We start from the raw sequence: 22203 nt of genomic DNA, 5'->3' as shown, positions 1-22203 counted from the left end.
CAAGGAAGTGCGAACAAATGATCAAAATTCTAACAGGACGACAAACTGACCCATTACAAGAAAAAATTCTGGCCACAGCAATTGAAAATTATCAACAGCATCCAGAAAATGAAACTTTTATCATCGTTCCTAATCATATTAAGTTTACCACAGAAGTTAGGGCGATTAATAAACTTGCGTCTAGCAAAAAGCAAACTGAAACAGCAGTAAAAAATCTGCATGTATTATCTTTTTCCCGTCTTGCATGGTTTTTCTTAAAAGATGCGGAACAAGGGTTGCCTACGCAGTTAGACGATGCGGCCAGCGCAATGTTGCTAACTCATATTATTGAGCAAAAGCAAGATGAACTGATTATCTTTGAGCAAAGCAATTCAGGTATGGTGCGCCAGCTTTATAATACGATTTTGCAAGTATATGATGGCAACTTAGACTTGGATAATATAGACGAAACAAATCTGGATCAAGAAACTAAAAGCAAAATTCATGATTTGCGGATTATTTATGATGCCTTTATTGAAGAAATAGCGGGCAAATTTTCAACTAAAAATGAAGTTCAGGTACAATTGAACGATATTTTAGCTAAAAATTCTGAATTAAAAAATGCTAGCTTTTATTTCTGTGATTTTTCTCATTTTTCTTTGCAGGAAATGTTAACCATTCAAATTCTGATGAGAAAAGCTAAAAATGTAACGTTGGCTTTTAAAACTAGATTAGGAAACATCAATCCTAAAGCAGAAGCAGGGGACTATGATTATGTAATTCAACAAACAATTCGCCGATTAGTCTCATTTTTACAAGAAAGAGACATGGATTATGTAGCAAGTGAATTTCCAATTCCTTCTGAACCTACTCCCCGCGAAATTTTAAATAGCCTTTGGACGGAAACTGTTTCTAAAGTAGATGAATTAAAGCAGGTACAACTGGTTAAAGCTGACTCTCGTTATGCGGAAGCATATTTTGTTGCACGGACGATTTATCAACAAGTTGCCTTGAATAATTATCGGTACCGGGATTTCTTGATCTTGGCGCCAGATTTGAAAGAATATGAAACCTATTTAACGCCTATTTTGCGTCAGAATAATATTCCTTTCTTTAATGATTTGCAACAAGAGATGAAATATCACCCTCTAGTTGTGTTAATTGAAAATTTATTCAACTTGCGTGATTTAAAAGAGAATCCATTTCAGACGCAGAGCATGCTTACTATATTAAAGACGCATTTGCTTATTCCATCTTGGTATAAAGAAGAAGCTGAGTATATCCATGATGTAGATGAATTAGAGAACTTCGTTTTAGCTCACGGAATTAACCATAATTTATGGAAAAAGCATTTTGCGGATTTTGTGAGTGCAGAAGTCATCAGACTAGATAAGATTGATGAAGAAGTTGCAAAAATTGATCGATTACGTGGTTACTTAGTAGATAAAGTTACCAATTTATTTACCAAATTAGAGCAGGAAAAAGATAGTCAAAAGGCTTTAACCATATTCTTTGACTTTTTAACTAAAAATGGAATCGCGGAACGATTAGAACAGTGGCGGGATGCTGCAAATAATGCTGGTGATCTGCAGCAAGCGCAACAACCTGAACAATTATGGGATTTGTTGATCCAGCTGTTAAAAGATTATCTTGCGATTAACCCAGAAAAGTTTGATTTAGATGAATTTTTCAACATGTTGATTAGTGCCTTTAAGGAAGCTACTTTTTCACAGATTCCTTCAACGCTTGATGCTGTCAACTTATCAGAAATGGGAATGGTTCAAACTAGTGGTTATAAACAAGTTTTCATTATTGGAGCAACAAGTGGTAATTTACCCTCAATTGAAAAAAAGCCGGGCTTTTTGACGACGGAAAACTTGAATCAGTTGCAAAGTAGTTTTGAATCGGATGCATATTTGGAAGATAATCAGCGGTTAAATAATTTAGATCAAAATTATCAATTTGGATTATCTTTAGCTTTAGCACAGGACAGAGTGTATATTTCTTATCCGGTCTTAAATGCATCGAATGAAAAATTAGATCCGTCAATTTATTATCAACGTTTGCAAGATTATGGCGCACCTGAATTTAGCCAACATGATTTACCAGAAAAAATGCAGGATCTTTTATCTTTCATCACTAATCCTGATGCTAGTTTAGGCTATTTAGCGTATATAAATTCTAATACTTCAGATGAAGCAATTGACGAACTACTGAAAATCACACAGAAATATTTGCCACAAAAAGTAAAGGCCGTACTCGATGCGAGTGATTTTGATAATCAGCCCGAAGATATTGGAGAAGATTTGGCAGCGGAATTATATGGTAAAAATCTATATTCATCTGTTTCGCAGTTGGAAACTTTTTATGAAAATTCTTATGAATATTTCTTGACCTATGGGTTGAAATTACGTCGTCGTCTTGAAAATGAATTTGATGTTATTCAAGCAGGAAATTATTTCCATGAGACATTTGATCGCTTAGTTAAACGGTTAAATGAACAGCATATTGATTTAGCTGATTTAAGCAGCGTAGAACTTGAACAACAGCTTAATCAAGTTAGGGATGTTATCAAGGATGAGAGTAAATATGCTCAGTTGATGAATGATCCGTTTAACCAGTATTTATTCCATTGTTTAGATCACACAACTTCTAAGGTGGCCCAAAATTGGCGCAAATCATTAGCCGAGACGCCACTGCGAGCTAAATATTCTGAATTGAGCTTTGGCTTAGATCAAAAGATCAAAGGCATTAGTTTGGATATTCCAGATTTGCCTGGCAATCACCAGGTTAACTTGCGTGGGAAAATAGACCGAGTAGATTTAGCTAATTTTGCTGAAAAAGATCAAGTTTTAGCTCAAGTAATCGATTATAAATCTTCAGCCAAGAAATTTGATTTAGGGATGTTTTATAATGGCATCGCTTTGCAGATGATTTCATATCTAGACGTTTTAACTAATAATAATTGTTTCTTTGCTGGAGAAGATAAGCTTTCACTTTTAGGGGCATTTTATCAAACAGTTACTAGACAATTGGAAAGATTGAATAGCAATAAGTTAATTGATAGTAGTTTAAACTTACGTGAAAACGCGATAGATAGTAAACCTAAGCTAATGTATACAGGTCTAATTAGTAATAATCCAGAAATTTTACTAGAAGCTGAACCACTCTTAGACGGCAAGTCTAGTCAAGCTTCTCAGCTTTACACTGGAGTAGGAACCAAGGCCAGAGGCGGCTTTAAACTGCCAGCAGACCGCAACTTTAATGAAGAAGAGCTTCAATTATTGCTAGAGTATGATGAATATCTTATCAAGGAAGCATCTAGACAAATTTTATCGGGTCAAATTAAGTTAAATCCATACCGCTATGGCAGAAACAAGAATGCTTTAACGTATTCAGATTTTAAAGATATTTTCTTCTTTGATGCCATGCTTAGACATAATCAGTATCATGAGATTAGTAATATGAGTAAAAGAGATTTGTTAGTTAAAATTAAGGAAAAGCTAGGAAAGAAGGATTAGTTTTGCCACAATTTACAAAAGAACAAGAAAAAGCAATTAATGATCGAGGTCATGATATTTTAGTTTCCGCATCAGCAGGTAGTGGTAAAACAACCGTCTTAGTTGAACGCGTTTTAAAGGAAATTTTAGCAGGTACTCAAGTAGATGAGTTGTTGGTTGTAACTTTTACTAAGGCAGCTGCTGAAGAAATGAAGACCAGAATTAAAGCAGCGTTGACTAAAGAAATGGCTAAACCTGGTGTTGATTATAGATATTTACGTGAACAGTTAAATCAAATAGATACTGCTAATATTTCCACTATTGATGCGTTTTGTTTGGATGTGATTCATAGGTTTTATTATTCAATCGAATTGGATCCTAGTTTCACTATCTTAACTGATGATACGCAGGCAGCTTTATTAAAAGAGCGAGCTTTACGAGAAATTGAAGGAGAAATGTTAACGAGCAAGGATAAGGCTTTTAGACATTTCTATGATAATTTTGCTGGTGATCGGGATGCAGATAGTCCACGTGATTTATTACTGGATTTATATAATTTTGCTATGGCGAAGCCAGAATATAAAAAATGGCTTGCACAGCTTCCACAGATTTATGAAATTGAGGATAGCGTAATAGGATCGAAGATCTGGCAAAAGCAAATTAAGCCATATATAGCAACTAAGTTTTCAGAATTGCAGGAGAAGATAGCTTCGTATTTAACGCAAGCTATAATGGAAACTAAGGAATTAGCTAAGGTAAAAGAATCATTTACTTTGTTTGCACAAAACCTAAATAATTTTGTACAGGCGGTTAAGGAAGATGATGATTATGATAAACAACGAGAGCTATTGAGAAGCTGCGTTTTTACGATTAATTTTCGTAAATCTAAAAAATGGGATGAAGATCTTCTAGAGTTTTATAATGAAATCCAGTCTTTAAAAGATGAGGCTAAGAGTCAAGTATTTGATACATTCACTTCATTTTATGCTGTAACTGAAAAAGAGCAGATAAAAATCATGCAGGAAAGCCAAAAGATAGTAACTGCTATTTCAACTGCAGAAATAAAACTGATTGAACGTTTTAATCAATTGAAGCGTAATGAAAATTTGCTTGATTATAGCGATATGGAGCAATTAGCTTATCAGATTTTAAGTCAAGATACATCCAGTTCTCAAATGGCACGTGATTTTTATCAAAATAAATTTAAAGAAATTTTGATTGATGAGTATCAGGATATTAATGCTTTGCAGGAAAGAATTATCCAGCAAATTAAGAGTGAAAAGAAGAATACTCTTTTTATGGTGGGGGATGTAAAGCAGTCAATTTATGGTTTTAGGCAAGCTGAGCCTAGTTTATTTTTGCAAAAGTATCATCAATTTGCGGAAGATGAGAATGAGCATGAAGAACGGATTTTGTTGTCAGACAATTTCCGTTCTACAGAGCCGGTGACCCAAACAGTTAACGCTGTGTTTAAAAGTATTTTAAGTACTGATTTTGGTGGGATTGATTATCAAAAAGAAGGGCAGCTAATTTTTGGAGCAAAATATTATCCTAAATCATTGCCTCAAGCAAGTGAAGTTATTGTTCATGAAAAGAAGAATAACAATGAAAAAAGCAAGAATGAAATAGACTTCTCTGAAATTCAAATGGTACTCGCTCGCATTAAGCAGTTAGAAGACGAGCATGTTCAAATTTTTGATAGTAATACTGGGAAAATGCGTGATATGGAATACAGTGATATTGCTATTTTGACCAGAAGTCGCAGTGATAACTTGGAAATTATGCAAGAATTTGCTAAACAAGATATTCCATTGTTTGTTACCGATGCAGAAAATTACTTTCAAACTTTTGAATTAACCGTCATGATGAACTATTTAAAGATTATCGATAATCCCGATCAGGATATTCCATTAGTAACGGTATTGCGGTCACCACTATTTAATTTTGATGAAAAAGAATTAGCTAAAATTAGAATTAAAAGCAAAAATAGCAATTTTTATAGTGCACTTACTTCATATGTAGGTACAAATGATGTATTAAGCAAAAAGTGCAAAAACTTTTTGAATCAATTGGCAGAATTGCGTAGTTTTGCTACAACTCATAGAATTTCTGAATTGATTTGGAGTATATATGAACGGACTAATTTATTAGAGATAATGACGGCTTTACCTAATGGTGAGCAGCGGCGAGTCAATCTCGAAGCATTGTATGAAAGAGCCACTTCATATGAAAGTGCGGGCTTTAAAGGGCTATATCAATTCATTAACTTTATTGATCGAATGAGACGTAGTCAAAAGGATTTAGCACAACCGCTGTTAACTAAAGAAGCTGGTAATGCTGTTAGATTGATGACTATTCATGGTTCTAAAGGACTGGAATTTCCAATTGTCTTCTATGTCGGGATGCAGCATCATTATCAGATGCGTGATCTAAATGGAAACTATATTATTAATTCTGATAGTATGGGGATCACCTTAAGAGAACAAAATTATCGTGTTGACTCACTAGTTAAAGCAATGGGCAATATTACTAAAAAACAACAATTGCTTGAAGAAGAAGCACGTATTCTGTATGTTGCCTTAACTAGAGCAAAGCAAAAGCTGATTCTGGTAGGGGATGTCCCTAGCTTTAATAAAAAAGTTAAAGAATGGTCGACAGAATTAAATCATGCTGGACAACTGCCTTTGATCAATAAATTGTCAGCTACTAGTCCTTTGAGTTTTATCGGACCTTCATTAAGATTTGATCGTCATGTAGCGATTAAGTTAAACGATATTACTAAATCAATTGACCAAAGCCAAAAGATTTTGTTTATTGATTATCAAGATGAAGATACTAAATTTATCAAAAAAGACGAAGATACTGATAATCAAAATGAAAATACGAGCAAATCAGCTTTGTTAACGCAAACGGTTAATAAGCTATATCAATTTAATTATCCTTTTAGGGATGCAAGTGAAACCACGGCTTATCAGGCGGTTTCTGAAATAAAAAAAGCGTTTAATGATCCAATAGATGCAGAATTAGAGAACTCTCATTTATTAACTTCTACTAATCGTTATTTGCAGCCTATTGATACTAAGCCTAATTTCTTGTATCAAACTAAATTTACGGGAGCAGAGATTGGTACAGCTACTCACCTGATCCTGCAATATTATGATTACACTAATGATAGTGCAGATAATTTAGATCAAGAGATAGCAACGTTGATTGAACAAAAGAAATTAAATCCAGATATTGTTTCAAGTCTGAATAAAGATCAAATTGACTGGTTTGTTCATGGTGATTTTGCAAAAGATTTTTGGAAAGAGCCAACTAATTTAAAACGAGAAGTAGATTTCTCTAGTTTGTTATCAGCTAGAACTTTATTTAAAGATTTCAGCGATCCTGATGCAAAAATTTTGGTTCACGGTACGATTGATGGTTATTTTGTAGCAAAGAATGGTATCATTTTGTTTGATTACAAAACTGATCATGTAAATAAAACAAATATAGATAAATCTATTGAATTGATTAAAGAAAAATATACTGGTCAGCTTCGCTTGTATGAACAAGCATTAAATGAATTTAGTGAAAAGAAAGTTATTGGTAAATATTTAATTCTGCTTGATGCCAAACAAGTAGTTGAAGTTAAGTAGTTAGAAAGAAGGAAAAAATGGCAAAGATTTTTGCAAAAGATACCTTTGCTGTTGTTGACTTAGAAACTACAGGGACGCAGCGAGAAAAGGGTCATCATATTATTCAGTTTGGATGTGCCATTATTAAAAATATGAAAGTGGTTAAGACATATTCATTTATGATTAACCCACATCGTGAAATTCCCCAGTCTGTGGTTAATCTAACTGGCATTCATAATGAAGATGTACAAGGGAAAGATGATTTTTCTGTTTATGCTCCAAAAATAATAGAGATACTAAAAGGCACAGTGTTTGTAGCACATAATGTTGATTTTGATTTGCCTTTTTTAAATTATGAGTTAGTGCAGCATGGTTATGAAGCACTGACTAATAAGGCTATTGATACGGTAGAATTAGCAAAAATTGCTTTTCCTACCTTGCCATCATATAAGTTAAGTGATTTAACTGCTCAGCTTAAAATTAAGCATCTCAATCCTCATAAAGCTGATTCAGATGCATATGGAACTGCTGTTTTACTGATTAAAATTATTCATAAGTTAGAAAGTTTGCCTCAGGCAACTTTGAATACGTTAAGTTCTCTATCATCAAGTTTAATTCGAGATACTTCGTGGTTAATTACTACAATTGCTGATAATTTGCGTAAGCAAAAAAGACCATTGGGATCAAATTACATGCAGGTCCGCAATATTATTTTGCAAAAACAAAATGACCAATTAGATCGTCATGGAGAGAATGCTCACTTTCCAATAAACGATGATGAAAAGAAGAAATTGTTTAAGGGAAAACTACATTTTCGTCGTGCTCAAGTAGATTTAATTAATCATCTGCATAAATTTGTTAATAATCCTGATAAAAGAGCTATGGTAGTTGAAGCACCTAATGGTACTGGTAAAACATTTTCGTATTTATTTGCATATGCGTATCAGCTTTATTCGGGGAGAAAATTAGTAGTTGCTACTCCTACTAAGGTATTACAAGAGCAAATAATTGATCATGAAATACCTCAGCTTTTAAAAGTTACTAAATTAGATTTAACAGCAGAAGTGGTTAAATCAAGCAGTCATTATTTGGATTTAGATGGATTTGTGCAAACAATTTTTCAAGGTACGCCAAATAAAAATACTCTTGTATTACAGATGCAGATTTTAGTTTGGTTAACAGAAACTAAAACCGGTGATTTGGACGAGCTGAATTTGACCAATTATAATGCTCCGTTGTTTGCACAGATTCAGCATCCGGGGGATGCAAGAGTAGGTAGTCGTTTTGCAAGCGTTGATTTCTGGAATTTGGCTCGTAAACGGCAAGAAGAAGCAGATATATTAGTTACCAACCATGCCTATTTAGCTAATCACTATATGGATACTATTTGGGGACAAAATCCATATTTAGTAATCGATGAAGCACATCGTTTTACTGAAAATGTTATTAGTTCACGAAATGATTCGTTGCGTTTTGAGGCATTATGGGGCGTATTGAGTTATTTGCGGAATTTGCTGTATTTTTCTAACGACGGTGTGGAGAATCAATTTAATGATAATGTGCAGCTCAACTTTTTATTAAAGAAGCTTGATCCACAGATTTTAGAATTGATTCAATGTATTAACGATTTGCAAAAAGATTTATATGCTCAAAATAAAAATGCTGTTAATAAGACAATTTTGGCTAACGGAACTTTAGAATTAAGTTTTCAAGGCAAGGGTCTATTTAATAAAAATAGTCAGTTTAAGCAATCATTAGGCAAATTCCAACAAAAACTTGAAGAAGTTAGAGAGTTGACTAATCAAGTTTTGTTTGAACTCTATCAAGAGCAAGAGCAAGAGCAAGTTTTGACTAATACTGAAACATTACTAAGCGAAATTACTGAACAAATCGATCGTTTAGATTATTACTCTGAAAAGAGTTATCAGTTAGCAGATATATTGTCGGATTCACAAAATTTAGATCAGGATGGATTCATATTGATGGTTACTAATCCAGATGATCCTCTAAGTACCAATTTGAATTGGCTGATGTTAGATGCAGAAGATGTGCTTAATCAGATATATAGCCGTTTTGATCATATTGCTTTTATCAGTGCTACGTTAACCAGTAACCATAATTTTGATTATGCTATTAATCAATTAGCTCTAAGTAATATGTCTTTAGTGGAATATATAGGTAAGAGTACATTTAATATTAAAAAGCATTTGCAAGTAATTGCAGTGAATAATATGCCTAATCCAGACAGCGAGGCATATGAAGAAGATATTGAGCAAATTTTAATTAATGACTTAACAAATAAAAATCATGTCTTAGTATTGATGACTAATCTGGAGAAGATTCGAACGGTATTTATGGCAATTATGAATTCTCCGGAATTAAAAGACTTTGAGATCTTAGCTCAAGGAATATCGGGTTCTAATAATCTAATTGCAAAGAGGTTTGTAATTGCTAAAAAAGCGATTATTATTGGTGCTGATAGTTTTTGGGAGGGCATCGATTTTCATGACTGTGGCATTGATACTGTATTTGTTGCTCGTTTGCCTTTTGAGTCTCCAGATCAGCCAGAGGTTCGCTTAAGACAGAAAAAATTAGAAGATCAAGGTATTAATGTCTTTGAAAAAGATAGTCTTCCTCGAGCTGTTATTAGGTTTAGACAGGGAATGGGACGCTTGATTCGTGGTGAAAAAGATCATGGACAATATATTATTCTAGATCCTAGATTATGGTCTAAAGAATATGGCAAGGCATTTTTACAGGTGATCCCTGTAAAGGTGAAAAAGGTTACAAAAGAAGAGCTAAAAGAATTAGAAAATAAGAAAAAATGATGATACAAGATGATACAAGACAAACACTAAAATTTATATCATGGGTAATCGGAATTATTGTAATTGCTTTTGTGGCTAGTATTTTGATTTTCTATTATGCGGGTTCTCGAAGTCGTGGTAATAATCAAAAAATTGCGGAAATAGCTCGGACTAAAACACCAATTAAGAACATTCAAAGCTACTATCATTTAGATAGGGGCACTAGTAGCTACGCCATTACTGGAACTGGTAAAAAAGGCAAACGTTATTATTTCGTTTATTTGCCTAATTCTAAAAAAGCATACTTATATCCAGCAAATAAAGGGGTTTCTGAGGCATATATTAAAAATAAGTTTAAATCCTCTCATTCTGATGCTACAATTAATCATATTAATCTTGGTTGGTACAAGGGCCAAGCAGTTTGGGAAGTAGCCTATAAAAAGCACAATGGTAATTTGGGCTATACAATATATGAATTTAAAGATGGAAATGATATTTCAGAAGTCGATAATTTATAGAAACTTTGGTATCATGGAACTGTATAATTGATAAAAAGGTGGACAGGAAATTTTATGACAGAATTGATTTCAATTAAAGATTCTTCTAAACATGTTGATCAAGAAGTTAAGATGCATGTTTGGTTAACAGATAAAAGATCAAGTGGAAAAATTATTTTCTTGCAATTGCGTGATGGTACTGCATTCTTCCAAGGTGTAGTTCGTAAAAATGATGTAACAGATGAAGTATTTGAAGTTGCTAAATCACTTAGACAAGAATCTAGTTTTTATATTACTGGTACTGTGCATGAAGATGCACGTTCTCACTTTGGCTATGAGATTCAAATTACTGATTTAAAGGTTGTTTCAAACAATGAAGGTTACCCTATTGGTAACAAGGAACACGGTATTGATTTCTTGCTTGATCATCGTCATTTGTGGTTAAGATCAAAGAAGCCATTTGCTATTATGCAAATTAGAAATACCATGTTTAAAGCAACTGTAGATTTCTTTGAAAAAGAAGACTTCATTAAGTTTGATGCCCCAATTTTCATGCATTCAGCACCAGAAGGTACTACCCAATTATTCCATGTTGATTACTTTGACCATGATGCTTACTTATCACAATCAGGTCAATTGTATGGTGAAGCTGGAGCAATGGCATTTGGTAAGATCTTTACTTTTGGGCCAACTTTCAGAGCTGAAGAATCAAAGGGTCGTCGCCATATGACTGAATTCTGGATGATGGAACCAGAAATGGCTTGGATGCACCAAGATGAATCATTAGATCTTCAAGAAAGATACTTAGCTTACATGGTTAAGCAAGTATTAGACAAGAACGAATACGAATTGAAGATTTTGGGTAGAGATCCTGAAAAACTTCGTCCAACCACTGAAGGTAACTTTGTTCGTCTTCCATACGATGATGCTGTTAAGATGCTTCAAGATGCAGGTCGTGACTTTAAGTGGGGCGATGACTTTGGTGCACCTGATGAAGGTTATATTTCTGAACAATATGATCGTCCAGTATTTATCGTTAACTATCCAACTTCAATTAAGCCTTTCTACATGAAGAAGAATCCTGATAATCCAAAGGAATACTTATGTGCTGATGTTATTGCACCAGAAGGCTATGGAGAAATCTTTGGTGGATCAGAACGTGAAGGCAATTACGAAGTATTGAAGCAACAAATTATTGATGCTGGCCTTAATCTTGAAGATTATCAATGGTATCTTGACTTACGTAAATTTGGTGGTGTTCCTCACTCAGGCTTTGGTATGGGCTTTGAACGTACTATTGCTTGGGTATGTCACCTTGACCATATTCGTGAAGCAATTCCATTCCCAAGATTGATTAACAGAATGCAACCTTAATAATTTGTGTTAACAATTATGAATATGCAAATCAAAAGTTGGACTATTTAATAGTTCAACTTTTATTTTTGAAAGGAAATCTGCCTTGCAATTTAATGATTATCGCGCCTTAGGCTTTACTACATTACAAAACGGACTGATTGCTTATTATTCTAAGCTTAATATTAGTGATGCAGAATTATTATTAGTTATTCAATTAGAAGCTTTTAATCAACGAGGAGAAAACTTTCCATCAAATGAAAAAATAGCAGCTAATACTAATTTGACAGTAGCAGATGTTGGTAATATTATCCAAAGATTAATTGATCGAGATTATTTAACTATTGAGCAAGTAAAGGATAGTCAAGATAAAATTGGAAATAGGTATAGTTTGAATAAATTATATGATGCTATAGACCAATATATAGATCAAAATGTATTGATTAAGGATAAAAAGAGGAAAAAGACGATATCCGTTTCAGATGATTTGGATAATAATCCATTGAATTATCTAGCTCGTAAAGTTGAAGTGGAATTTGGACGCTATCTGAGCCCAATTGAAAGGGAAGAAGTCGCTCAATGGCTAAGTGTGGATCATTATACTCCTGAAGTGATAGAATTGGCTCTGAGAGAAGCTGTGTTGTCTCAGGCTTATTCGTTGAAATATATTGATCGGGTTTTGCTTAATTGGCAACGGCATAATTTAAAAACTGTTGATGAAATTGAGAGATTTTTAAAGAGGAACAGATAGGATGGTAGAAGATTTATTAAGTGATGACGAAGCACGTACTGTTTTAAAACGGATTTTAGCAATGTATCCTAATGCCAAAGGTGAATTGCACTGGGATAATACTTTTCATTTGTTATGTGCAGTAATGATGAGTGCACAGACAACTGATAAAATGGTTAATCGAGTTATGCCTGATTTTATTAAAAAGTTTCCTACTCCTGAAGTCTTAGCTAATGCTTCTATTGAAGAGATTGAAAGTACGATTAAAACTATTGGATTATATCGTTCAAAAGCTAAGCATTTAAAAGCTACTGCAAAAATCTTGGTTGAAAAATATGATAGTAAAATTCCTGAAGATAAGAAGACCTTGATGACGTTTCCTGGAGTAGGGGAGAAAACTGCTAGTGTAGTTTTAGCTGAAGGTTATGGAGTTCCAGCAATTGCAGTAGATACGCATATATCACGAATATCTAAGGCGTTTCATATTGTTAATCAAAAAGCTGCTCCACATGAAGTTGAACAAAGATTGGAATCAATTTTGCCTAAGAATGAATGGATAAAAACTCATCATGCTATGATTCTTTTTGGAAGATATATAATGCCAGCAAGGGCCAAGGGAGATCCTTATTCATATTTGAATTAATAATTAAGAGCCGAAAAAGTTTATTTCTACTTACAAAAGCGTTTGGAGAAATAAACTTTTTTTATTAACGATATAATTATAGTGAGTTGTTACTAAATCTAAAGTATATAAAAATAAGTCTGCCTTCACTACGTTCCGGCAGACAAACAAAAGAGCAAACCAACCAACGTCATTAAGTTAAGACATTGACAAACTAGTCTGCTCTTAAAATTTAATCTTTATCTGAATCAGCATGACTTTGTTCATGTTCTTCATTATCTTCATTTCTCGTTGGTCTACTACTTTGAGTATGTGAGGTGGTTGAAGATGATGATTGTTCATGACTTTGACTAGATTGAGATCTTTCAACTCTACTTGATTGACGAGGAGTGCCAGTTTCACTTGAAGAAGATTGAGTGTTGTTTGTATTAACTGAATTGTTTGTATCATTATTGGTATCAGTTTCTTCATCATCTTCATCGTAGCTAGCAACGATGTCGCTAACACCAGCAGGAGCATGACCTCTAACGTATAATTGCCAAGTGCCACCAGTTTTTGCACGAATTACTGACTTAGGTTGTTGCCAATTCAGGTTAGGCTTATTTCTCATTAAGTAAGTCATCATGCTCTTATACATTAATTGAGCTGATTGTTGTCCAATACCTGAAATAGTACCATCCTTTAAATTGTCATAACCTGTCCATATACCAATTGCATAAGATCTAGTGTAACCAACAAACCAAGAATCTTTAGGAGTTGAATTATAGCCAGGATATTTTGCCAAATCTTCATCAGAATATTTAACAGTACCAGTTTTACCTGCCTGATAAAGATCAGGAATTTTAGCATTAGTACCTGAACCATGTTTGATAACGCCCTTAAGCATATCAGTAATCATATATGCCGTTGACTTCTTCATAACGCGAACGCCATTGGAATCATAATTTCTGGTCAAACCATCGGGAGTTTCGATTTTAGAAACAAATTGTGGCTTGTGATAGATACCCATTGTAGCAAATGCACTGTAGGCACCAGTCATTTGTAAACTAGAAGCATTTGCACCAATAGCAACAGACAATCCAGAATTTGAAGGGACATTTACGCCTAAGCGACGAGCAAAAGCGGAAGCACGCTTAACTCCAACATCTGCTAATGTTTTAACAGCAGGAACATTACGTGATTGCTCTAGTGCTTTACGCATAGTCATCATACCATCGTATTTATTATCCCAGTCATAAAGCTGAATATTAGTACCAGGGTAAACATACTTACTATCATCTAACATCTTGGCAGTTGACCAATTCAAATATTGGATAGCAGGGCCGTAATCAAGTACTGGCTTGATTGTTGAACCAGTAGAACGTCCAGTTTGAACGGCACGGTCAAGTCCGAGTTGAACTGAAGGTAAGTGACGACCACCTAGAATGGCTACAACGTGACCATTATTTGGATCGATTACTGTAGCACCAACTTGCATTTTATTATTTGTAAATGGTACAGAGCCATTATTACCCAATTCATAGAGCTTGTTTTGAGCTTTTTGATCAATATTAATAGTAATTTTTAGATTATCATTATACGGATCAAAACCCTTATTCTTAACCTCAGAAATGACTTCCTTAATGTATGGATCATCAATCTTGCGAATCTTTGATTCGTTATCTGCTCTACGTTTTTTTAAACCATGAGTAATTGGCTCATTAACTGCCTGATTATATTCATCCTTAGTGATTTTTTCATTCTGCAGCATAGTCTTTAAAACAATGTTACGACGATATTTAGCCTTTTGAGGATAAAGATAAGGATCATAAGCAACAGGAGCATTAGGCATCCCTGCAATTAAAGCGATTTGAGCTAAATCCAACTTCTTTAATGATTTGCCATAATAATAGTTAGCAGCTGTTCCCATACCATAATTTCCGTAATTCATGAAAACTTTATTGATATAGAACTCTAAAATTTGGTCTTTGCTAAATTCATGTTGTACCTTAACAGCTAACCAAGCTTCTTGGGCTTTTCTTTTTAAAGTACGCTGTGAAGCTGCTGTAGAAAATACTGTTAACTTAACCAGTTGCTGAGTAATGGTTGATCCACCTGCAGCAATACTGTTACTTTTTGCATTAGTAAGCATAGAACCGACAATTCTGATTGGATCTACGCCAAGTTTGTCTTTATAAAAACGTTTATCTTCAACAGAAACTACAGCGTCTTTTAATAGCTGAGGTATATCTTTATTTTTGACATAAATTCGTTTTTCAGAACCAAGTGATAATAAAAATTTACCATCATTATTATATAGACTAGATGTGCCACCACTTTGTAATTGGTCTTGGCTAATATTAGGAGCATCTTTGGCATAAAAAGCAAATAATCCAATTCCCGAAACAACTAATAGCAAAACTATCAGAAAGATCCATTTAACAATTTTGATACCTAGATGACTCTTAGTCGACCTTCGTTTTTGATAATTTCTACGTGATTCACGTCTCATAGTATTTTTATCTTCTATCATAATTCTCTTTCCCTATCTGCAATAAAATTATCAACTGCTTTTAAGTAAGGTAATGTAGGACGAAATCCACTTTTAATTTCGTAGGAATTGTCCTCAATTTCTTTTAAAGTCATAGAACTTTTGTCTTTTTCTCTCCAAGCATTAATTACAAAGCTGGCCGGAGTAACAAAGTATCGTTCTAAACTAGCGAATCTAATAATTGTAAAGCAAATTCCTTTTTGCTTCAAACACGCACTTAAATGAAAAATTTGGTGTTCATGGAAATTTTTTAAAGGAAAGTTAGTTTTATTTCTAGTTTCCTTAGCTTCGAAATCAAGATAATATCCTTTATAAACGCCATTATAATCAGTTGTGGAAGCCTGTCTAAAATAAGCTTCACGAATAACAGCTTTAGAACGTTTAGGATAATCAACTTTAACGATTTGAATAGGGGTAGGCTTTTTATGAACTACTGCAATTTCTTCATTTAAATAATATTTATTTGATTCGTTAATTTGTTGTTCCAGTGTCATCCCACGATCAGAAAAGTTCACGCCTTTTCTATGTGTATATGTATGACGAATTTTATTTTCTTTTTTATTAATAGGTTTTCTAAATGCAACTAAACTGCCGCTTGGATATTTGACCATTGACTTTACTCCTGTTAGCATTATAGCAATAAAGACTGAATTTTTGAATATAAGGGGCTTCTAATGCAACGTTTATGGGTAACTGGCTATCGTAGCTACGAATTAAATGTGTTTAGTGACAAGGACCCCAAAATTACTATCATTAAATATGCTTTAAAGAATTATTTTAAAGGCTTGCTTGAAAATAATCAGTTAGACTGGATTATTACTGGAGCCAATTTAGGAGTGGAACAATGGACAGCAGAAGTAGGATTGGAATTGGGGCAAAAGTATCCGCTGCGAACTTCCATTATGATTCCGTATGAGAAATTTGCTGATCGCTGGAATGAAAACAATCAAACTAAGTTCCTTAATTTAAAAAAACGAGTTGATTTCTTTGCTTCAACTTCAAATCTGCCTTATCAAAATCCAGTTCAATTACGCAATTATCAAAATTTTATGCTTCAGCATACTGATCGAGCATTAATGGTATATGATACTGAACATCCAGGCAAGTCAAAATATGATTATAATTTAATTCAAAAGTATCAAAAAGCTGAAGAATATCCCCTGGATTTAATCGATTTTTATGATTTGCAAGATGCAGCAGAGGAATATCAAGAGGCTCATCAGAGAAATTATTTCTCTGAATAATTTTAAAGTTTTATAAAAATGAAAATCTTGGTTTTACCTGAGCCATCTTTTTGCTAAAATAAAATTGAATGTAAAGGAGTTGTCAGTAAGATGGCAAGTTTAAACGATATTAAACTGTCTGCACAAGACATATTGAAAAAACAATTTAGAAGTAAAGTAAAAGGCTATGATCCAGACGAAGTTGATGCGTATTTGGATGAAGTTATCTCAGATTATGAGAATTTTCAACAAATTATTGAAGACTTATATGGTCAAATTGGCACGCTTCAACGTCAATTAATGGATGAAAAACAAAAAGAAAAGAAAACAGTCGAAACAGAGAAGGAAGATAAAGTAAAGACTTATACTCCACCTCATAGAAGAACTGCTTCAGTTCCTAATTTTGACAATGAAGATGATGATAATCATGGCGAAATCTCAACTAACATGGCCATTATTCAACGAATTTCAACTTTAGAAAGAAAAGTTTATAATCTTGAACAACATGTTTATGGTGTAAAGCATTAATTTTTGCTATAATGGTTAACGGTGTGAATCTTGAGTAGTCGCGGTTAGCTATATGCTAACTGAGGAAAGTCCACGCACGCACAAGCTGCGATGCTTGTAGTGATCGTATTCAGCTCAATAAGCTGGAGAAAAGTTTTGAAACTTTTACGGCGGAAAAAGTGCTAAATCTTTTGACATGCATTACTATCCTGAAAAGTGCCACAGTGACGAAGCAAAATTAGAAATGATTTTGGTGGAACGAGGTAAACCCTGCGAGCGTGAAACCCAAATTTGGTGGGGGAGTCTTGGTCTAAGGAAATGAACTAAAGACCAGGTTATTGTCTTTGACAATAAAGATAGATGACTACTAAAGGTAATTTTTGCCAGGATTACTGGAACAGAACGTGGCTTATAGAGATTCACATTGGCAGAGTTGGGCTTAAGTCCAGCTCTTTTTTATTTTTATTAACGAAAGAGAAATAATGAAAGAATATCAACTTTATGCAACTATGGGCGCTGGATTTGAAAGCGTCGTAAACAAAGAATTACAGGGCATGGGTTACCAGACTAAAGTCGAAAATGGACGTGTATTTTTCAAGGGTACCCAAGAAGATATTGTAAAAACTAATTTATGGTTAAGAACCGCAGATAGAATCAAAATTTTATTGAAGGAATTTAGAGCAACTGATTTTGACACTCTATTTAATGAAGTTTACGACTATAATTGGGCGGATTTATTACCAGTAGATGCTAAATTTCCCGTTCAAGGTCGTGCAGTTAAGTCAAAGCTTCATTCTGAGCCCGATGTTCAATCAATTGTGAAAAAGGCCATTGTCAATAAGATGATTGATCAATACCATAGACGAGGCTTCTTACCAGAAACTGGTAGTGAATATCCATTAGATGTTCATATTTATAAAAATGTGGCTCAAATTTCTTTGGATACTACTGGAGCCAGTCTTTTTAAACGAGGCTATAGAGTAGAACATGGTGGCGCCCCACTTAAGGAAAACTTTGCGGCAGGATTATTAAAATTAACTCCATATAATGGTACGCATCCCTTAATTGATCCAATGACAGGTTCTGGGACTTTAGCAATTGAAGCGGCTTTGATTGCTAAAAATATTGCGCCAGGGACATGGAGAGAATTTGCTTTTGACAATTTTGATTGGTTTAATCACGACTTGCATAAAATTGCATTAGAAAAAGCAAAAGCAGAAGTTAAACCATTAGATGCACCTATTTGGGCTAGCGATATTGATCAATCGGTACTTGAAATTGCTAAATTAAACGCTCATAATGCTGGTGTTTTACAAGATATTCGCTTTAAACAAGTTGCTGTTAAAGACTTTACCACTGATTTGGAAAACGGCATCATTATTGCCAATCCACCTTACGGTAAACGACTCAAAGATCGTGAATCCGCTGAAGAATTATATAAGCAAATGGGCGAAGTTTTGCGTCCATTAGATTCATTTAGTCAATATTATTTAACAGCTGATCCTAATTTTGAAAAATGTTTCGGGGCTAAAGCAACTAAAAAGCGTAAATTATTTAATGGTAATTTGAGAGTAGATTTCTATCAATATTGGGCAAATAGAAGATAAAAAATGATTACAGAAGATCTAAATACTGAATTTTGGGTGATTTCTGATACACATTTAATTGCTAAAAGCCTGCACGATGAAGGGCAAGCTTTTTCGCAAATGCAAAAAAACTAGTCAGGGTAAAGATCTGTATTATCAAGAGACTGCTTTGACAGCGTTTATGCGAATGGCACAAAGAAAAAAGCCTGCAGCAATTATTGTTACGGGAGATATTACTTTTAATGGAGAAAGAGTTTCAGCTGAAAAGTTTGCGGAAATTTTCAAGCCTTTGAAGCATACTCAAGTCTTAGTCTTACCGGGAAATCATGATATTTTTGATGGCTGGGCTAGAGAATTTCGCGGTAAAAAGCAGTTCTATGCTGGTGAAATTAGTCCAATGTTTTGGCGCTCAATTTTTGCTAAATCCTATCGTCAGGCTTTTAATACGGATGACAGTTCATTAGCATATAGTGTGCAATTAAATCCGCAATATTTTTTAATATTGGCAGATTCCAACATATATGGCACAGAAGAAACAACTGCAGCCCCACATACGCGAGGTATGATTGGTAAATCTCAACTTAAATGGATTGAAAAACAATTGCAGTATGCTGAAAAAATCAACTTCGTCCGATTTTATTTATGCATCATAATTTGTATGCTCATAATCCTGCTGTGAATAAAGGGTATGTAGTTGATGATGCAGTTGAGTTGCGAAGACTTTGTAGCAGATATAATGTTAAATTAGCTTTTACTCGTCATATCAATGCGCAAAACATTATGGACCCACAAGAAACAACTCCTACTACTGAAGTTGTTACTTCAAGTTTTTGTTCAAATGATCAAGGATATGGGGTTGTCCGTGTTCATTCACGACATATTACATATGTAAGACGCAATTTTGATATGACAAGATACTTGACTGATCAAGAAAAAGAAAATTATACTTTAGAACACTTCCATAAGTATTTAAAGGATTTACAATTAGGGAGTATCTCTGCAGATATGATGCAAAGTGAATTGAATAAAATTCATTCTTCTCAGGCCCACCAAGTGTTAATCAAGCATCATCCTGAATATAGATTGTATTTAGAGATTTTGTATGACACCACTTCACATAGTAATTTACAAGTAAAGATAAGATACTGATAAATAAGAGAGTATGAGCTATTTCATACTCTCTTATTTTGGTGGTTTTTGATACAATAAGAAAAGGAATAATTGATATGTAGGGTGTGATCTAAATTCTAAAATCTAAACGGCATTTTATATTTTTAGGAACGATTGGAGTAATTTATTACTCATGGCTTTTAATCGTTCTTTTGATAGCTTTCATTTTGGGTTATGAAGGAGATAAAGCAATTAGTATTCCTGGTATAGTAGTTGGATGCATTTTTATTGTTTTATTAGCATATACATTACTGTATTCATTTTTTGAAAAAAGCCAAAATAAATACTTGCTTAAATTACCATATCGAACTCAAATGGAGGTAAACAAACCAATTTTAATTGCAAAATGGCATATGTTTGAAATTTATCAATTAAAGAGTGAGTTTCAAAGCTATTCTGTTTTAGTTTTTTCAAGAAAGAAGAATAAATATAGATGAAATCAGATATTGAAATTGCACAAGAGACTAAAGAATTACCAATTAAAGAAATTGCCGCAAAGGTTAATCTTAAAGAAGAGGATTTAGAACCATATGGATATGATAAAGCTAAAATTAATTGGCAGGCTATCAATCGTATTTCCAAAAGTAAAAAATTAGGAAAATTAATTTTAGTAACTTCTATTTCACCAACACCTGCTGGTGAAGGCAAGTCTACTATTACTATTGGCTTAGGTGATGCTATTAATAATCAATTGCACAAAAATACGATGATTGCCTTGCGTGAACCATCAATGGGCCCTGTCTTTGGACTTAAAGGTGGTGCTACTGGTGGTGGTATGGCACAAATCATCCCAATGGAAGATATTAATTTGCACTTTACCGGTGATATGCATGCTCTAACTGCTGCAATTGATACGTTAGCTGCTTTAGTTGATAACTATATTTATCAAGATAATAGCTTAAACATTGATCCAGAACGAATCCTCTTAAAGCGTGGTTTAGACGTTAATGATCGTGCCTTGAGAAATATTACAGTTGGTCAAGGTTCTAAATTTAATGGTATTGAACACAAGTCGAGTTTTGCTATAACTGTAGCCAATGAATTAATGGCAATTTTATGTTTAGCAACAGATATCGATGACTTAAAAGCTCGGATTGGGGATATGCTTGTAGGTTATACCAAGGATGATCAACCAGTATACGTTAAGCAATTAGGCTTCCAAGGAGCAATTGCGGCACTACTTTCTAATGCATTGAAACCAAATTTGGTTCAAACACTTGAGCATACGCCAGCTTTAGTTCATGGTGGTCCATTTGCAAATATTGCTCACGGCGCCAACTCAGTTATGGCTACTAATTTAGCATTGCATTTAAGTGATTATGTTTTAACTGAAGCTGGTTTTGGTAGTGATCTTGGCGGACAAAAGTTTATGGACTTTGTATCTAAACATTTGGATAAACAACCAGATGCAGCTGTTGTTGTAGCTACTGTTCGTGCTCTTAAATATCAGGCTTTAAGAGATACCAAACACTTAGATGAAGAAAATCTTACTGCTTTAAAAGCTGGTTTTAAGAATCTAGAACGTCATATGAATAATATGCGTTCATACAATGTACCAGTAGTTGTGTTAATTAACCAATTTGCATCAGATACTGAAGCAGAACTTGACTTGCTTAAAAAGTTAATTGAAGAACAAAATATTCCAGCTGAAGTTGTTGCTTATCATGATGAAGGTTCCAAAGGTGGAATCGAGGCTGCACAAACAGTTATTGATTTAGCAAATTCAAATAAAGCCAACATAGTATCAACATATGATGAAGATGATGATGTAAAAAACAAGATTGAAAAAGTAGCTACTAAAATTTATCATGCTAGCGGAGTAAAATATACAGAAAAAGCTAATAAACAAATTGATGAATTAATTAAATTAGGAAAAGAAAAGCTGCCTGTAATCATTGCCAAAACCCAATATTCATTTAGTGATGACAAAAAACAATTAGGTGCTCCAACCGACTTTAAGTTACATGTAAGGGGTGTTAGTTTGAAAAATGGTGCGCGTTTTATTGTTGTAACTACAGGGCACGTATTAGATATGCCAGGTTTGCCCAAGCATCCCGCAGCCTTGGATATTGATGTTGATAA

Annotated in this window: 14 protein-coding genes, 1 other RNA gene and 1 pseudogene; 14 read left to right on the top strand and 2 right to left on the bottom strand. The window is 33.9% G+C overall.

Features of this window, described 5'->3' with window-relative positions; all coding sequences use genetic code 11:
- Positions 1-17 precede the first annotated feature (17 nt).
- The 7 genes from HMPREF0518_RS07040 (at position 18) to nth (ending at position 13126) form a co-directional block, all read left to right on the top strand.
- The gene (locus HMPREF0518_RS07040; RefSeq protein ID WP_003627426.1) at positions 18-3500 is read left to right on the top strand and encodes a PD-(D/E)XK nuclease family protein; all 3483 of its coding nucleotides are present in this window, start codon (positions 18-20) and stop codon (positions 3498-3500) included.
- Positions 3501-3502: 2 nt separating this feature from the next.
- Positions 3503-7117 carry a helicase-exonuclease AddAB subunit AddA gene (gene addA / locus HMPREF0518_RS07035; RefSeq protein WP_003627425.1) on the top strand — a complete coding sequence of 1205 codons (3615 nt, stop codon included), beginning with the start codon at positions 3503-3505 and terminating at the stop codon, positions 7115-7117.
- A 17-nt stretch (positions 7118-7134) separates the two neighbouring features.
- Positions 7135-9924 (top strand): helicase C-terminal domain-containing protein, encoded by a 2790-nt coding sequence (locus tag HMPREF0518_RS07030; protein ID WP_003627424.1) that lies wholly within the window; start codon positions 7135-7137, stop codon positions 9922-9924.
- Entirely contained in the window at positions 9924-10421 is a 498-nt protein-coding gene (locus HMPREF0518_RS07025) for a hypothetical protein (protein ID WP_012211951.1), read from the top strand. The genes HMPREF0518_RS07030 and HMPREF0518_RS07025 overlap by 1 nt, the downstream gene beginning before the upstream one ends.
- 54 nt (positions 10422-10475) lie before the next feature.
- Positions 10476-11774 (top strand): asparagine--tRNA ligase, encoded by a 1299-nt coding sequence (gene asnS / locus HMPREF0518_RS07020; protein WP_003627422.1) that lies wholly within the window; start codon positions 10476-10478, stop codon positions 11772-11774.
- Between the two features lie 85 nt (positions 11775-11859).
- Positions 11860-12504 (top strand): DnaD domain protein, encoded by a 645-nt coding sequence (locus HMPREF0518_RS07015; RefSeq protein WP_003627421.1) that lies wholly within the window; start codon positions 11860-11862, stop codon positions 12502-12504.
- A gap of 1 nt (position 12505) precedes the next feature.
- Positions 12506-13126 carry an endonuclease III gene (gene nth / locus HMPREF0518_RS07010; RefSeq protein WP_003627420.1) on the top strand — a complete coding sequence of 207 codons (621 nt, stop codon included), beginning with the start codon at positions 12506-12508 and terminating at the stop codon, positions 13124-13126.
- 211 nt (positions 13127-13337) lie between these two features.
- Here nth and HMPREF0518_RS07005 read toward each other — a convergent pair whose 3' ends face one another.
- Entirely contained in the window at positions 13338-15617 is a 2280-nt protein-coding gene (locus HMPREF0518_RS07005) for a PBP1A family penicillin-binding protein (protein WP_003627419.1), read from the bottom strand.
- Entirely contained in the window at positions 15614-16246 is a 633-nt protein-coding gene (gene recU / locus HMPREF0518_RS07000) for a Holliday junction resolvase RecU (protein ID WP_003628860.1), read from the bottom strand. The genes HMPREF0518_RS07005 and recU overlap by 4 nt, the downstream gene beginning before the upstream one ends.
- 63 nt (positions 16247-16309) lie before the next feature.
- Between recU and HMPREF0518_RS06995 the strand changes: the two genes are divergently transcribed.
- The 7 genes and pseudogenes from HMPREF0518_RS06995 to HMPREF0518_RS06970 form a co-directional block, all read left to right on the top strand.
- A complete protein-coding gene (locus HMPREF0518_RS06995) occupies positions 16310-16879 on the top strand; it encodes an SLOG family protein (protein ID WP_003627415.1) in 570 nt (189 codons plus the stop codon).
- A gap of 90 nt (positions 16880-16969) precedes the next feature.
- Positions 16970-17386, top strand: a complete 417-nt coding sequence (locus HMPREF0518_RS06990) for a DivIVA domain-containing protein (RefSeq protein ID WP_003627414.1) — start codon at positions 16970-16972, stop codon at positions 17384-17386.
- Positions 17387-17412: 26 nt separating this feature from the next.
- Positions 17413-17782, top strand: an RNA gene (gene rnpB / locus HMPREF0518_RS09835) — RNase P RNA component class B.
- A 65-nt stretch (positions 17783-17847) separates the two neighbouring features.
- Complete coding sequence (locus tag HMPREF0518_RS06985; protein ID WP_003627413.1) at positions 17848-18972, top strand: THUMP domain-containing class I SAM-dependent RNA methyltransferase; 1125 nt, start codon at positions 17848-17850, stop codon at positions 18970-18972.
- A 3-nt stretch (positions 18973-18975) separates the two neighbouring features.
- Positions 18976-20100: pseudogene (locus HMPREF0518_RS06980) on the top strand (metallophosphoesterase family protein).
- Between the two features lie 188 nt (positions 20101-20288).
- Positions 20289-20558, top strand: a complete 270-nt coding sequence (locus HMPREF0518_RS06975; protein WP_230478117.1) for a hypothetical protein — start codon at positions 20289-20291, stop codon at positions 20556-20558.
- On the top strand, positions 20555-22203 hold a 1649-nt coding region (locus HMPREF0518_RS06970; protein WP_003627409.1), incomplete at its 3' end, for a formate--tetrahydrofolate ligase. The genes HMPREF0518_RS06975 and HMPREF0518_RS06970, both read left to right, overlap by 4 nt.

Source organism: Lactobacillus helveticus DSM 20075 = CGMCC 1.1877, assembly GCF_000160855.1.
In the GTDB taxonomy this organism is placed as follows: domain Bacteria; phylum Bacillota; class Bacilli; order Lactobacillales; family Lactobacillaceae; genus Lactobacillus; species Lactobacillus helveticus.
Note: the sequence above shows the minus strand (reverse complement) of the source record. Positions and strands in the feature narration are given on the sequence as shown.

What these genes read in the sequence shown, in the direction of transcription:
- HMPREF0518_RS07040 (WP_003627426.1), top strand. Translation starts at nt 18, where the DNA reads ATGATCAAAATTCTAACAGGACGACAAACTGACCCATTACAAGAAAAA.
- HMPREF0518_RS07030 (WP_003627424.1), top strand. Translation starts at nt 7,135, where the DNA reads ATGGCAAAGATTTTTGCAAAAGATACCTTTGCTGTTGTTGACTTAGAA.
- HMPREF0518_RS07025 (WP_012211951.1), top strand. Translation starts at nt 9,924, where the DNA reads ATGATACAAGATGATACAAGACAAACACTAAAATTTATATCATGGGTA.
- asnS (WP_003627422.1), top strand. Translation starts at nt 10,476, where the DNA reads ATGACAGAATTGATTTCAATTAAAGATTCTTCTAAACATGTTGATCAA.
- nth (WP_003627420.1), top strand. Translation starts at nt 12,506, where the DNA reads ATGGTAGAAGATTTATTAAGTGATGACGAAGCACGTACTGTTTTAAAA.
- HMPREF0518_RS07005 (WP_003627419.1), bottom strand. Translation starts at nt 15,617, where the DNA reads ATGATAGAAGATAAAAATACTATGAGACGTGAATCACGTAGAAATTAT.
- recU (WP_003628860.1), bottom strand. Translation starts at nt 16,246, where the DNA reads ATGGTCAAATATCCAAGCGGCAGTTTAGTTGCATTTAGAAAACCTATT.
- HMPREF0518_RS06995 (WP_003627415.1), top strand. Translation starts at nt 16,310, where the DNA reads ATGCAACGTTTATGGGTAACTGGCTATCGTAGCTACGAATTAAATGTG.
- HMPREF0518_RS06990 (WP_003627414.1), top strand. Translation starts at nt 16,970, where the DNA reads ATGGCAAGTTTAAACGATATTAAACTGTCTGCACAAGACATATTGAAA.
- HMPREF0518_RS06985 (WP_003627413.1), top strand. Translation starts at nt 17,848, where the DNA reads ATGAAAGAATATCAACTTTATGCAACTATGGGCGCTGGATTTGAAAGC.